General features: G+C 40.3%; 13 protein-coding genes. 12 read left to right on the plus strand and 1 reads right to left on the minus strand.

All coding sequences use genetic code 11. From position 1 onward, the window contains the following. The 7 genes from aprA (at position 1) to ACP5L5_RS06220 (ending at position 7,279) form a co-directional block, all read left to right on the plus strand. Entirely contained in the window at positions 1-1,905 is a 1,905-nt protein-coding gene (gene aprA / locus ACP5L5_RS06190) for an adenylyl-sulfate reductase subunit alpha (protein ID WP_428762394.1), read from the plus strand. Positions 1,906-1,915: 10 nt separating this feature from the next. Continuing rightward, positions 1,916-3,292 (plus strand): sulfate adenylyltransferase, encoded by a 1,377-nt coding sequence (gene sat, locus ACP5L5_RS06195; protein ID WP_428762396.1) that lies wholly within the window; start codon positions 1,916-1,918, stop codon positions 3,290-3,292. A 5-nt stretch (positions 3,293-3,297) separates the two neighbouring features. Further along, complete coding sequence (locus ACP5L5_RS06200; protein WP_013603865.1) at positions 3,298-3,666, plus strand: DUF6955 family protein; 369 nt, start codon at positions 3,298-3,300, stop codon at positions 3,664-3,666. A 59-nt stretch (positions 3,667-3,725) separates the two neighbouring features. After that, positions 3,726-4,304 carry a hypothetical protein gene (locus ACP5L5_RS06205; RefSeq protein ID WP_428762397.1) on the plus strand — a complete coding sequence of 193 codons (579 nt, stop codon included), beginning with the start codon at positions 3,726-3,728 and terminating at the stop codon, positions 4,302-4,304. Between the two features lie 103 nt (positions 4,305-4,407). Continuing rightward, positions 4,408-5,184, plus strand: coding sequence for a hypothetical protein (locus tag ACP5L5_RS06210; protein WP_428762399.1), 777 nt, complete (start codon positions 4,408-4,410; stop codon positions 5,182-5,184). Between the two features lie 78 nt (positions 5,185-5,262). Then, entirely contained in the window at positions 5,263-5,922 is a 660-nt protein-coding gene (locus tag ACP5L5_RS06215; protein ID WP_428762401.1) for an SAM-dependent methyltransferase, read from the plus strand. Next, positions 5,903-7,279, plus strand: coding sequence for a cobyrinate a,c-diamide synthase (locus ACP5L5_RS06220; protein ID WP_428762403.1), 1,377 nt, complete (start codon positions 5,903-5,905; stop codon positions 7,277-7,279). Before ACP5L5_RS06215 ends, ACP5L5_RS06220 begins: the two co-directional genes overlap by 20 nt. Before the next feature lies 1 nt (position 7,280). Here the strand turns inward: ACP5L5_RS06220 and ACP5L5_RS06225 are convergent, their stop codons facing one another. Further along, positions 7,281-7,952, minus strand: coding sequence for a hypothetical protein (locus ACP5L5_RS06225; protein ID WP_148224633.1), 672 nt, complete (start codon positions 7,950-7,952; stop codon positions 7,281-7,283). Positions 7,953-8,042: 90 nt separating this feature from the next. Here ACP5L5_RS06225 and ACP5L5_RS06230 point away from each other — a divergent pair, with 90 nt between their 5' ends. From ACP5L5_RS06230 to ACP5L5_RS06250, 5 genes are all read left to right on the plus strand, one after another. Continuing rightward, the gene (locus ACP5L5_RS06230; protein ID WP_428762405.1) at positions 8,043-8,669 is read left to right on the plus strand and encodes a hypothetical protein; all 627 of its coding nucleotides are present in this window, start codon (positions 8,043-8,045) and stop codon (positions 8,667-8,669) included. Positions 8,670-8,750: 81 nt separating this feature from the next. Continuing rightward, positions 8,751-9,464, plus strand: a complete 714-nt coding sequence (locus tag ACP5L5_RS06235; RefSeq protein ID WP_428762406.1) for a hypothetical protein — start codon at positions 8,751-8,753, stop codon at positions 9,462-9,464. 122 nt (positions 9,465-9,586) lie between these two features. Next, positions 9,587-12,100, plus strand: coding sequence for a plasma-membrane proton-efflux P-type ATPase (locus ACP5L5_RS06240; RefSeq protein ID WP_428762408.1), 2,514 nt, complete (start codon positions 9,587-9,589; stop codon positions 12,098-12,100). A gap of 208 nt (positions 12,101-12,308) precedes the next feature. Continuing rightward, on the plus strand, positions 12,309-13,724 hold the full coding sequence (locus ACP5L5_RS06245; protein ID WP_428762410.1) for a TSUP family transporter: 1,416 nt from the start codon (positions 12,309-12,311) through the stop codon (positions 13,722-13,724). Positions 13,725-13,734: 10 nt separating this feature from the next. Next, positions 13,735-14,703 carry a sulfite exporter TauE/SafE family protein gene (locus tag ACP5L5_RS06250; RefSeq protein ID WP_428762412.1) on the plus strand — a complete coding sequence of 323 codons (969 nt, stop codon included), beginning with the start codon at positions 13,735-13,737 and terminating at the stop codon, positions 14,701-14,703. The last annotated feature ends 579 nt before the right edge of the window (positions 14,704-15,282 follow it).

A 15,282-nucleotide genomic window follows, 5' to 3' on the forward strand; every position in this document is an offset into this window, starting at 1 on the left:
ATGACTAGGGTTAGGTACGTAGATGCTGATATCTTAATAATTGGTGGCGGAATGGCTGGAGCAGGAGCCGCATGGGAGGCCAGGTACTGGTGCAGGAATTGCAGGGTGGTACTTGCCGAGAAGGCGAATATTAATAGGAGTGGTGCAGTGGCGATGGGATTATCCGCGATAAACACGTACCTGGGCCTTAAGTGCAAGGAGAATACTGTAGAGGATTACCTTAAGTACGTTAGAGGCGACCTAATGGGTATTGTGAGGGAGGACCTCGTCTATGATTATGCGAGGCATGTAGACTCAACAGTTCACTTATTTGATGAGTGGGGACTTCCAATATGGCCTGAGCCTAAGACAGGCTGTTACGTTAGGGAGGGTAAGTGGCAAATAATGATTCATGGAGAATCCTACAAACCAATAGTTGCTGAGGCAGCAAGGAAGGCCCTTGGTGATGAAAACATACTAAACAGAATCATGGTGACCCACCTAATAAAGAGCGCAAGCGATCCAAATAGGGTTGTTGGTGCCCTAGGTTTCAATGTGAATGATGGTACGTTCTACGTATTTAGAGCAAAAGCTACAATACTCGCTGCTGGTGGTGGATCACAGATATATAGGCCCAGATCGCAGGGTGAGGGACTGGGCAGGAGTTGGTATCCACCATGGTCATCAGCTTCCTCCTATGGCATGTTAATCGAGACTGGCGCGGTGATGACAATGATGGAGGCCAGGTTCGTGGTACCAAGGTTTAAGGATGGCTACGGACCAGTGGGTGCTTATCAATTACTGCTTAAGACAAGGATTAGTAATGCCTATGGCCAAGACTTCTGGAAGCCTCATGTTGATGAGATAAGGAAGTTATACGGTGGTAAGGGTAAGTATGTTGACTCACCAATCACACCAACAACGCTCAGGGTGTTTGCCCAACGTCTTGAGTGGATGGCTGGCCGTGGACCGAGCCTAATGAGGACCGAGGAAACAGTGAAGAAGGGTACAGATAGTGAGGCAATTGCTTACGAGGACTTCCTAGACATGACCATAAGCCAAGTTGCCATATGGGCTGGACAGAACCATGAACCATCAGAGAGACCTTACGAGGTAATCACCACGGAACCCTACGTAATGGGTAGTCACGCCACTGAATGTGGTGCGTGGCCAAGTGGTCCTGAGGATCTAACGCCCAAGAAGATTGATGGCCTGCCTGGCGATAGGGGATACCAGTATTACTGGGGTTATAATAGGATGACGACACTGGACGGCCTATTCTGCGCAGGTGATGCTTGCGGTGCTAATCCGCACAAGTTCAGTAGTGGTTCATTTACTGAGGGTAGGTTGGCAGGTAAATCAGCCGTACTTTATGTAATGGATCACAGCGACGAGAAGATAGATATGAATAGAGACCAGGTTGATTCATTAATAGCCAAGGTGATGGAGCCACTGGAGCGTTACCAGAGAGGTAGGTACAATGTTGTTACTGGGCCAAGTTACATGCACCCAGTAGACCCAACCAAGATGTTTTGGAAGCAGGGCTTGTTTAGACTTCAGAAGATAATGGATGAATGCGCGGGTGGTTGGTCCAATTATTATATGACCAACGAAGTTATGCTCAACAGGGGTTTAGAACTACTGCAGTTCCTTAAGGAGGACTTCATGAATTATGCTGCTGCCCAGGATTGGCATGAATTAATGAGGGTTTGGGAGCTTTGGCACAGGATACTGACTGCGGAGGCCGTGATTAGGCACATGCTATTTAGGAAGGAGACCAGGTGGCCTGGTTACTACGTTAGGTCGGACTACCCGGCGCTGGATGATGATAATTGGCATGTATTCGTTAATTCAAGGTATGATGCGAAGACTGGACAGTGGGAGTTATGGAAAGTACCTGTGATTCACATAATAGAGTTTCCATGAGGTGATCAGCATGAGTCTCAAGATAAACACACCACCCCCACATGGGGGTAAACTCGTGGATGCAGTAATTAGGGATAAGGATAAGGCAATTAGTATGGCTATTGGTGCGATACCCTATGATTTAAAGGCCACTAGGGATCCAGTGAGCGGCTTACCAATTAGGAATGTGTATAGGGAAATAATGTCCATTGCCTACGGCTTCTTCAGCCCACTGAATAGGTTCATGACTAGGAATGAGGTTGAGAGTGTGCTTAAGGAGAGGAGACTTCTTGATGGTTGGTTGTTCCCATTTCCAATAATATTCGATATTAGTGAAGATGACTTGAAGAAACTTAGTGTAAAAGAGGGTGATAGGTTGTTATTGAGGCTTAAGGGCCAGCCATTTGCGATACTTAATGTTGAGGAGATATGGAATTTTGATCCGAAGGATTTGGCTGATAGGACATTTGGAACTCCTGAGAGAAATCCAGAGGTTGTTAAGAGGAAGTTCGACGAGAAACATCCAGGTTGGTTAATATACAGGAGTATGACGGGTATTGCGTTAGCTGGTAAGGTATACGTGATTAATGAACCAGTGTTTAAGGATCCATATAACAGGTTCTGGTACCCACCGGCTAGGTCACGTGAAGAGATGCAGAGGAGGGGTTGGAGGACCGTAATCGCCCACCAGACTAGGAATGTACCGCACACTGGTCATGAGCATTTAATGAAGAATGCAGCCTACCTTGGGGATATTGAGCCGTGCCATGGAATATTAGTTAATGCAATAATCGGTGCCAAGAGACTTGGGGATTTCATTGATGAGGCAATACTCGAGGGACATGAAGCACTTAATAAGTATGGCTATATAAGCCCGAAGAGACATATCGTTACCTTCACCCTATGGGATATGAGGTATGGTAACCCACTCGAGTCACTACTTCACGGTATAATTAGGCAGAACATGGGTTGTACACATCACATGTTTGGTAGGGATCATGCGGCTGTCGGTGATTACTACGACCCATACGCAACACAGATACTTTGGGAAAAGGGTATACCGAGCTTCGGACTAAATGCGCCTCCCTACGACCTGGACAAGGGGCTTAAGATTAGGCCAGTCAATATTAAGGAGTTCTGGTACTGCCCGAAGTGTGGCGAGATAGCGTATAGTGACACGTGCGCTCACACAGACATTGCCCAGAGATTCAGTGGCAGTTTCATTAGAGGATTAATCGCAGAGGGTATTGAACCACCACCCATAATCTTCAGACCTGAGGTTTATAGAGTAATTGTTAAGTGGTGGAGGGTTTACGGCTACCCATTCGTTAATAAGAAATACCTTGAGTTAAAAGAGAGGGAGCTTGAGGCCGATGTACCACCAATGGATGTACCAATGAAGAGGTGATAGAGATGCCCTACAAGATCTCCGTAATACTGGATAGGGCAAGGCTTGAAAGGATTAAGGGAACTCCATTAGAGAGATTAGTTAAGGATCTATATGGTGGTTATTTAAAGGTAATTGAGCTTGAGGTTCCTGATGATATAGCTCAGAGGATATTAAAGGAGTTTCCGAGGGCTAGAATCGACGCTAGAGGATTCATTGAAGAGACACCTGTTGCCTTTAAGAGAGAACTCTTTGAGGTGATTGCCCAATTAAGGAGTGTTAGTAAAGAGATCTTTGGTGAATTATTGAAGCCAGAGAGACTCAGCAGGGTTAAGGAGTTGGCGGCTAAGGAGGAGGAGTACTTGCCACCACCAACCTTGCCTGAGGAGAAGTAATGTCTATGGTTTCTATTTAAAACATCTTTTGATTAGTTCTTATTTATGGGTTCTTTATTATGTTTCATGATTATGAAACGGAATTTATTAAGGTGCTAAGATTAGAGCTTAGGAATTTAGGAATTGAACTTACTGACGAACAACTTAATAAAGTAAGGGTATGCGTTAATGAATTAAAGAGAAGGCATTTACCACTAAGTGAGGCTAAGGAAATAGCCAGGATAATTGCACAAATACTTTCCGAAAACCCACTAGTTACATCAACGAGAGAGGATGTTAGGCAATTCCTCTCGGTAATAAGCTCCTGTAGGTTAGTGGGTTTTCAATTGCGTAGACACGAGTCAATATATTGCCCAATAATGGTTCCCATGGGCTTCATAGGTATATCAATAATAGCCATATCAACTAGCTCAGGTAATGTGACTCTACTCATAAAGAGAGTTGGTGAACCAGTAAGTGATAATGCTTATTATGCTGAAGACATAACATTGGTTGGCTATTTCGATATAAGTAATGTGGTATGGACACAGAGAATGAATTCAGGTATTTATCTCGTGGAAATAAACAATTTATATGGTAATGATGTTAATATCAGTATTGATGTGGTGACATGCATTTTAGAAACTAAGAAAGATTGAACTGAGAAGGATCATAATCATGGTAACTTATAAAGACGCTTATTTAATGCATTTTATGCACTGATAAAATTGTATTTATTCAGTTGAATATCAATCATATTTAATGAATAAAGCATTAATGAAAGAAGCCATAATGGACTATGAAATTCCGTATTCACCTAATCAGTTTACTATGGCTTTGAATATGGATGTTGATGATACAATGAAGGAACTATTAACGTATATAATTTATAATGAGCCAATAACACTATACAGAGTTTCTAAGAATACTAGATTTGCAATATCAACAGTATATAAGAAGGCTAGAAAAATGATGCAATATGGATTAATACGACCATTAAATGGATACGGCTCAAATAATGAAAAGTATATCTATGAATCCACAGTCAAGGGATTACTAACATGCCTAGCCCTTAACTGCATAGGCGATTCAAGCATTATCTTAAGCAAGATATGCAGAAAATGGCGATTAAGAAATTATTGCTGCCAAAGAATCATGAAAATCATGAAGGCATTAATGATAATGCTTAATCTCAATAATGACATGATAAAGGTTATTGAGGATCCTAAGACCATAATGATTTCGATACTTGAGCATAGAGACCAATTGAGACATTTTCTTAGTAATGATGAGTTAAATGATACAATTAATATTGCCACGCATTACTTAATTAGTAGATTAATTATTGATGGTAACATAGTTACGAAATCATCATTATTAGTAGGTAATGAGAAATTTGTTGTGAGCATAGACCTTGATGGAAATATGTACGTCTATATGTGTAAGCTTTGCGAAAAGTCGTGTATGAATGTACCCATACCATATGGTTCCTGTAAATGTATTTTATTTAACGAAATTAGGAAGTTAAGATTTACCTAGATATTGTGAATTATCATAGAGTTTTACGTGCTATGTGTAATAATTATTTAATCATCATAATACAATATAAGGTATAGGGTGATTGTTATTTCGATTTATGTCGTTGGAGTAGGTCCCTGGGATCCTGAATTAATTACTGTAAAGGCCATTAAGATACTGAATAAGGCGGATATTGTCTTTTACGGTTCATTAGTCAATGAGGAGATAATAAGTATGTATGCACCAAAGGCTGAAAGGATATATATGGGTCATGTTAGGGGTGATGCCCATAGGGAATACATAATCAAAGCAATAGAGCTGGCCAGGAGAGGTCTTAATGTTGTTTTCCTTAAGAACGGTGATCCAGTGATCTTTGGCAGAGGAGTTGAGATTTGTAAAGAGTCCATACGTAATGGTATTCCCTGCGAGATAGTACCGGGAGTTAGTAGTTTTACAGCCGCGGCCGCCAGATTCATGGTTGAATTAAAGGGCATAGTTACATTAATGGCCTATCCAGACATTGATTATGATGTTGAATCCGACATTAAGATCATATTTATGGGAACAAGGATTGCGAAGGAGTTAATACGTAAATTCAGTGAAAGGAATGACGTAATAGTGATTAGTAGGGTTACGTATCCTGATGAAGAAGCACGTAGACTAGATGTTAATGATCCAGTTATTGATGAACTTAATGTAAAACCTCCATCATTAATATTTATAATAAGACGTGATAATTATGGAAATTACGATACCTAGGCTCATCATAGCATCGTATAAGGGTAAGAATGGTAAGACAACGGCCACATTAGCGTTGTCTTATGCATTGATTAGGGCAGGATTCAAGGTATCTCTATTTAAGGTTGGTCCTGATTATATAGATCCAAGTTATCACCTTGCGGTCACTAATACATTGAGTAGGAACCTTGATTACGTATTAATGGGTGATAAGGTCATTTCAAGGTTTTACAAGTACTCCCTGAATTCGGACATTGCAATCGTTGAGGGTGTCTCAGGGCTTTATGACAGCATCGATGGCATTAGCGAAGTGGGTAGCACCGCTCAGATTGCTAAGCTTCTTAAGGCACCTATTGTTCTTGTCATTAATGGGGAGAGGATTAATAGAACGGTGAGAGCAATAATTAGGGGATTAAAGGACTTTGATAGTGACGTGAGGATAGCGGGTGCCGTAGTAACTAACGTTAATCAAAGACAATTAGAGAAGTTAAGGATTGCCGTTGAGGATGAAGGTTTGATTTTTCTGGGTTATATACCGAGGAATGATAATTTAGAGAGTATAATGCAATATAGGCATTTAGGCTTGATTCATGCTGAGGAAATTAATAAGCAGCGTTTAATTGAGGTGTTTAAGGACGTGTCGAAATTTATAGATATTGATAAGGTTGTTAGGGTTGCCAGGGAATACTCGGAACCCCTTGAAGTGAGGAATTACGTAAGCTTAGATACATCTAAAATAATAAGTAATGAGGTAAGAGTGGGTATATTAGGTGGGAGAGTGTTTACATTCTATTACCCAGAAACCATAGAGAGAATTCAAACATTTACGAATAATATTAAGTTCATTGATCCTGAGGTTGACCAGGAACTTGGTGATCTAGACCTATTATTAATTGGTGGTGGTTTTCCTGAGGTTTATGGAGAATCCCTTGAGAGGAATAGGTCGCTTAAGTCCGACATACGTAGGTTCATAGATTCAGGAAAACACCTATACGCTGAATGTGGTGGTTTAATGTATTTAACGGACTCAATTATTTATAATAACGAGGAATACGAGATGGTGGGTGCCATAGACGCTATAACAATAATGCATAGAAAGCCCATGTGGTATGGCTATGCGAGGGCTAGGGTGATTAGGGATTCTGTGATTGGTGATGCAGGTACTGTTTTAATGGGTCATGAGTTTCATTACTCCTCATTAATATTGCGTGGTAATTATGAATTCGTTATTAAATATGAAAGAGGAGTTGGTATTCATGGCTTTGACGGTTTTCAAATAAATAATGCCTACGCTCATTACCTACACATTCACCCAGATACTTATGATGTAATTGGTAGGATGCTTAGAAGAATCTTGATCAATAAGGCCAGGTCCTAGTTTAATTAAGTATATACTCGTTACCGCACTGCATGGCTAATGCCTTTACTTTATTGCCATCCATAATTGCTACTGACCTGCACCCATTAACGAGAGTAGTTGGAAAATAATCAATTAATGCCTTTACAATAACTCTCCTTGCCTTACTAACGGTATTTATATCACCATATTTATCAATTAACATTTCATATAATGAATTGGATGCTATTGATTTAAGATTATCAGGTAGGATAAATAGAACGTTTTTAGGAAATTCCTGATATAGCATTAAAAGCTCATTACTAGGTCTCCCTTTGCTACTCAGATAAAGTAGTCTTACGTAACTTTCAATCTCATAATCATTAAATTCAATTAAACCCCAATTACCCTTAATAGCCCTAATTGCCAATTGGGCGGTATCCTCATTTACACCATCAACACGCATGAAATACGCGAAAAGAAGTAGTAGATACCCACCTATACTTATCAAGTACTTATTCCTACTTACCCTCTCTAATAAGCCCATCATTTCCAACTCAGAGACTTTCCTATAGAACGTTGCCTTACTAACATGTCCTGTTAATGATGCCCATAGTGGGAATGGATCCTCCTCTCTTGCAGTCTCACGAATTGTATGAAGTATTAACTTCAGTATCATTAGGTGTACTACATCGATTCCAATACTAGTTAGCATCACTATTTTTCAACGGCCGAAGTTAAAAACGCTTATTTCACGTGGAATTAACCTTAAATCTCATAATTATAAGACTGATAATGATAAATAATGAAGAAGCAATGCATAAAACTCAAGCTACCTAACGAACTTAGTAACATAGTTAATAATGCTATAGAACTGGCTAGTAATTATGACCCAAATAGCAGGGTTAGAGAAAACGCTGAATTATTTATTAAGGCTCACATAGTCCCTCTTGAATCATTCATCATAATTAATGATGATGTAAAAATTAAGATTAACGTAATGGAGAGATTAGTCCTTAAAGATACATCAATACTATTAAGTGACATCATGCCATGTAAGATTCAATTAAAGAACAAGTATCAATCACTAATGAACCTTTACCTTGATTATAAGATAAAGTTACTAACTCTATTTTATGGATATTTCGTGTGTAATGACATACTTAATTATTTAATATGGGCTTACAATTCGTTAACTAATGATTATTTAATTAAAAGGTTAATTAATGATTATAGAGTTAAGGAAAAATCCATAGTAAAGGTATTAAATGATATCTTTAATTTAATAATTTGTGACTTAATTAATTATACACTAAAAAGAAGTACTTCGATAGAGCGTTCATTAATTGAAAAATTCCTTAAGGATATAAATAATAAGATATTTATATTATTAAAGGTAGATAATGATTGCATATACGTGGGTTTAACATAACTATGCATATCACCTTTATCGAAATGTATTTTACATATATCGTGGAATAGCATTAAAATTCACTTCTACCTAGGTATTATTGTGAATAGTATTAATGCAATAAACAAGGTTATTGATAATGCAATAAGTAAGGTTAGGCTATTTGAGCCCAACTCATTGATTAGGGAGAGAGCTGACTTATTTGTTAAAATCCATATTATTCCCGTAAATCAACTAGTAAGGATAGAGAATGGTATGATTATTCCTGTGGCATACATAATTGACTTAGCGGTTATTAGTCATTCAGTAGTGCGCATTAAGGATTATCTTGAGATGCATGAAAGTGATGAGTTAAGCCTTGGTAAGAGAGTAGGAAAGGCTAAGAATAAGGATTTATTAGTCACTAATTATATCGATTTAATAATTAGGACCTTAAGATTCTTTAATGATTACTTTATATGTAGGCATGTTCTTGACCATGTAGCATGGGCCTACGATGAAATCATAGGTAATAGTGCCGTAATTAATTTATTTAAACGGGAGTTTAGGGATGATAGGGAGGTCGATAAAGCTCTTAATGAATTATCAAAACACATAATTGCGTCGATTATGGATTTCTATAATGGAGTGAGAATGTGGGTTCTTAATCATGAATTAAGAAGGCCTTCATATACTCAATACTTCATTGTTAATGAAATACTAAAAAAGCTCTCACTAAATGAGCATTTAACGGTTGTTGAGGCTAATGAAGACTACTTCTACCTAGGACTCTTTAAAGATGTATCATTAATGAATACATTAATTAAATTGAGCTAAACTAAATTCTTCTGAATAATTTCATATTATTATTATATAATAGTTTTCATTTATATTGAATTTTATATTAATTTTATTTCCATAATGTGGAATAAAGTTTATAAGTCTTCGTAATAGCGAAAATGTACTTTATTATGTTGCCCGAGAAGTCTCGTAATTATGAGACTATTTCCGTGGAGGAAGTTTTACGGGAATTAAACACAAATGCAAATACAGGGCTTAGTGATGCTGAGGTTAACGAGAGGGCCAAGAGGTATGGCTATAACGAGGTACCCGAGAAGAAGGAACACCCAGCCAAGAAGTTTGCTAAGAAGTTCTGGGGATTCACTGCATGGATGCTTGAGGCAGCGATGATTGTCTGCATAATCCTTGGTTTAACAATAGATCCGGCCAGGCTTGTTGATGCTTACATAATCGCTGCTTTGCTTGTTGTTAATGCATTAATTGGTTTTATCCATGAGGAGCACGCTGCAAGGGCAGTTGAATTACTTAAGCAGAGACTTCAGGTTATGGCTAGGGTACTTAGGAATGGTGTTTGGCAGGCATTACCAGCGAGGTTCTTAGTCCCTGGTGATATAATTAGAATTAGGGCTGGTGATATAGTGCCCGCTGATGCTAAGATAATAACCAGTGAGGAGGTTGAGGTCGACCAATCAGCACTCACTGGGGAGAGCATGCCTGTGATTAAGAGGAAGGGTGATGTAATGTACTCCGGGTCCATTCTCAGGAGGGGAGAGGCTACTGCCGTGGTTGTTAGGACTGGGTTAAATACGTACTTTGGAAAGACAGTACAACTAGTTCAAACAGCTAGGCCTAAGTTACATATGGAAGAGATAATATCTAAAGTCGTCTCGGCCTTGCTAATTATGGTTTCCATTCTCGTAATAGTCATGTTCCCATTAACCTACTTCTACCTACACAGTCTAATGTTTCTGGCGGACTACGTACTGCCCCTGGCAATAATGCTAATCGTATTCGCAGTACCAGTTGCGCTACCCGCCATGTTCACGGTAACCATGGCCGTTGGAGCTCAGGAAATGGCTAGGAAGGGTGCATTAATAACGAAGCTCAGTGCCGTTGAGGACTCAGCATCTATGACAGTATTATGCGCGGATAAGACGGGAACCCTAACCTACAATAGGTTAACAGTTACTCATGTTGTTCCCATGAAAGGTTACTCTGAGAATGAAGTATTACTTTATGGTGCATTAGCGAGTCAAGAGGCTAATCAAGACCCAATAGACCTGGCCTTCATAAGGGCTGCGAAGGAAAGAAAATTACTAATTAATGATTTCGAGGTTAAGGAGTTCAAGCCCTTTGATCCATCAACGAGGCGCACAGAGGCCTTGGTTGTGGATAGAAATAATGGTGGTCGCATATTTAGGGTTACTAAGGGTGCCGTTAGGACATTAGCTGAGGATTTATGCAGGATAAAGTTGGGTGAGGATGTTGAAAGTATTATGAATTCCTTTGCGGCAAGTGGCTATAGGACGCTGGGTGTGGCTAAGTCTGAGGATGGTGATCACTGGGAGATGGTTGGCCTCGTGGCATTATATGACATACCTAGAGAGGACACTCCTAAGCTAATCCAGGAGCTTAGGAATTTGGGTGTTAGGGTTAAGATGCTGACCGGTGATGCTAAGCCCATTGCCAGGGAAATAGCTAAGATCATCGGCCTTGGCGAGAATGTGATGTCCGGTAAAGAACTAAAGGAATTACTTGAGAAAGAACCGCAGAAGGCAGCTAAACTTGCTGAGGAGGCTGATGTATTTGCTGAGATTTACCCGGAGGATAAGTACTTCATCGTGAAAAGCCTGCAGGCAAGTAGGCAAATAGTTGGTATGACTGGTGATGGTGTTAATGACTCACCAGCCCTTAAACAGGCCGAGGTTGGTATAGCCGTTAGTAACGCGACTGATGTGGCTAAGGCGGCGGCTAGTGTTGTTCTGACTGTTGAGGGACTTTCGGGTATTGTGGAGCTCGTTAGGATTGGCAGGTCAACATTCCAGAGGATCATCACATGGATACTCAATAAGGTTGTTAAAACATTTGAAATAGCTGTTTTCGTAACCCTGGCCTTCATAATCTCAGCTCTATTTTGGCACAACCCAATATATGCAGTCTCTGCGCTTGACGTAACGCTTTTCCTATTTTTGATTGATTTCGTGACCATATCCTTATCCACGGATAATGCCAAAGGCTCACCAACGCCGGAGAAGTGGGACGTACCTAAACTTGTAAAGTTAGGTGTTGGACTTGGGATATTTACTGTAGCCGAGATGTTCGGTCTATTGTTCCTAGCTCTTGATTACTTCCACATAGGCAACGTACATGTGTTACATACGTATTACTTCACGGCGATTATGTACATGGGAGTACTAACACCATTCATAGTTAGGGAGAGAGGGCCATTCTGGGTATCAAGACCAGGTAAGTGGCTAACAATAGCATCAGTAATAGATATGGTTGTGGTAGCGTTTATAGCATTAACGGGATTGCCGGGTCCATGGGGTCATTTATTAACACCAATAACCTGGCAGGAATTCGCGGCGGTAGCACTCTATTGCTTATTTGTTAATTTTGCAATTAATGATAGAGCTAAATTAATGCTTGGCAGGTTAGGTATATCAAGGTAACGCTAATTATTATACACCATTAAAACAATTGTATATTTTTATATTCAGTTTCCTTAATTATTAGTCATTTATAAATATTTATTAATAAAAATATGTTATTATGTTAAAAATATTCATTTATTTACGATATAATTACTAAATTATTTCTCGTTTAGTGTATTGTATCGTGTAATAATGTTTATATATCGTGAAGTCAAGTTTTTGACTGATGATCACCGTAATATTTGATCTATTGAAAATGCTGGAGTTCATAATTGCAGGTATTGTAGCTGGTTTACTCGGTGCCTTGGCTGGGCTTGGTGGAGGCGTTGTCTTGACACCAGTACTAACACTATTCCTAAGTATACCAATAATATATGCCACGGGCTCCGCGTTAATATCAACAATATCCACATCGGCTGGCTCAGCCAGCGTGTACGTTAAGAAGAGACTAGCTAATGATAGGATAGGCATTAGCCTAGTCACTGCAACAACCACGGGTGCAATAATAGGCTCACTAACAGCAAATTTCGTATATGCACACGGCCTTACCTGGGTCATATACGTAATATTCGGCGTTGTCCTGCTGGCATCAATAGTACCCACCGTACAGAGAAGCACTTGCGAACTTCCACCGCCAAGGAATCCAGATCGAACAACTAAGGTCTTTAAGCTCTATGGGGTGTGCTATGATCCAGCACTAAAGATTTGGTATAAGTATTGGGGTGTTCGTTGGTGGCTCGGCGAATTGATAATGTTCTTTGCGGGTTTTATTAGTGGTTTGTTGGGTATTGGTAGTGGCGCGCTTAAAGTCCTCGGGATGGACTGGGGCATGAACCTACCCATGAAGGTGAGCACAACAACGAGCAACTTCATGATAGGAGTAACGGCGGCAACCAGTGGCTCGCTGTATTGGTTCTTTGGGTACATAAGCCCATTCATAGCCGCATGCACGGCAATCGGGGTTCTGCTAGGTTCGAGGATTGGTACGAGGATGCTTATGTACGTGACCAATAGGCAGATCAGGTGGGTCTTCGTATCGATATTAGCTTATCTAGGCTTTAGGATGGTTCTCAGGGGCCTCGGTAGGGAGGGTATATTGCCAATAACATCAATGGAGAGAAACATAATGGCTGCAATATTCGCATCAATAATAATAATTTCCCTCTACTTTGTATTCACGTATAAGTACCAGGAAACTCAAGACATGACGCTAAGTATTTACCAGGCTCAGCAGGAGAATCCGGGAAGGACTGAACTTAAGTTCATAAATATAACGAGTAATCTCCTTAAGTATGGCGTCTTCATAAGCATCGCACTACTAATCCTGGGTCTCGTTCTCGTCTTTGTTCATGGTGGCGGATTAGGAATGCCGCTTAATAGGATTATTGATCCCAACGGCCATGTTGATACATCAGCAATATCAATAATGAGCGTTGTTGCTGGTGATTTAAGGCTTGATGGGCTAAGCCTAATGCTAACAGGGTTATTGGTCTTAATAGCAATACCAGTGATAATGGTTGCACTAAACCTCGCTAGGTTTGCCATGGAGAGGGATATATTATATACGGTGCTTGCAGCAATAACGCTGGTTAACTTATTCCTTGCAATATTCGTGCTCCCAATAATAGTACTCCATAAATGAGGCGATTAAAATGTACGTAGTTACTCAAGCCCTGGCAACCCTGGGATTAATAGCAGTTTGTGGATTAGGAGCCGGCATGCTCGGTGGACTACTTGGGCTTGGTGGGGCCGTTATACTAACGCCATTATTAACAATATTACTAAACCTACCAATACAGTACTCCGCCGGCATTAGTCTTGTATCCGCAATATCCACATCAATAATGGCTGGCTCCAGGTTCCTAAGAATGGGCTTACCAAACACTAGGGTGTTTATAGCATTATCCTCCGCAGGCACCACCGGAGCCATAATAGGATCATTGATGGCTTACCACATAATAAGCTCAGGCTATAACTGGATTCTCTACCTAGTGTTTAGTGGTATTATGTACATGGCCATGGTACTCGTGGCAAAACCCAGGCAGCACGTGTTAACAGCGTTACCAGTAGACGTAAAGGATTCCTACGTAGTCACCGGGTCCTACCTGGACCAAGCATTAAAGGTTTATGTGAACTATGGAATACGAAGAAGCAATTTACTCAAGGCATGGGGAGTAATGCTATTTGGAGGCGTGATATCGGGTCTCCTTGGGATTGGAGGTGGGCCAATAAACATGCTAGCCCTGTACTGGGCCGCGGAACTGCCGATAAAGGTTGCCTCAGCAACCAGTAATCTAATAGTGGGGGTTACGGCTGCAACCAGTGGAACGCTCTACTGGTTCTTTGGTTATATACAGCCATTCATGGCCATGGCTTCCGTGGTTGGGATCGTCATTGGTGCAAACATATCAACACACATACTACCCAGGGCCAGGGGATCCACAATAAAAATACTACTACTCTCAATATTCTCATACCTAGCATACAGAATGCTCCTATCAGGTCTTAAGAGAGGCGGTATCTTCGTATTACCAACAAACCTTGAATACGTAACATCATTCATGGTACTAATAATAACACTGGGAATATTATTCGCACTACGTAAACACATAAGTGAATAATTAATAGAGATTGAAATCCATCAAAAAGTGATTGGGTATTACTTATCACGATGATTTTATCAAAAACTAGTGAATGCTATACTGTGAATACGTCATTTCTTAATGTCCGCGAATGCACGGGCGAGGAAGGTATAGTAGTTACACCTCCTCTAAGTATGTTTCCCCGCTCATCGAGGTTTAAAATAAATTGATAATTTAAAAAACTTGTGGTATTGGGCGCCTGTGCGTGCGTAGGCCCGCACTAATTGCGAAAATCCTCTGGGGGTTGTTCAGGTTTTGTAGAATTTTGTTCGCGCAGCTCCTATAGGCGCCTGCTGGTAAAAATTCAGGTTAATGCGTGGGTTGCTTAGACAATGCCTATGGTTTTGTTGGGGTTACTCAAGCAATTCTTGATGGTGCTCACCGCTCATGGGTGGTTTGTTGGCTCGAGCCTATCCATTATTTCGGTGGTTCAATAAAACCGGTGGGTGAGCCGAAACTTTCGCTGAACTCTATTTAATTTTTTCTAATAAAATGGGAAGGTTTTTAAAGAATCCATGCATTGAGTTGTTTAATTGGCTATGGCTCAGGTTAATGACT

Origin of the sequence: Vulcanisaeta sp. (assembly GCF_049966235.1) — an archaeon.
GTDB classification, from domain to species: Archaea; Thermoproteota; Thermoprotei; order Thermoproteales; family Thermocladiaceae; genus Vulcanisaeta; species Vulcanisaeta moutnovskia.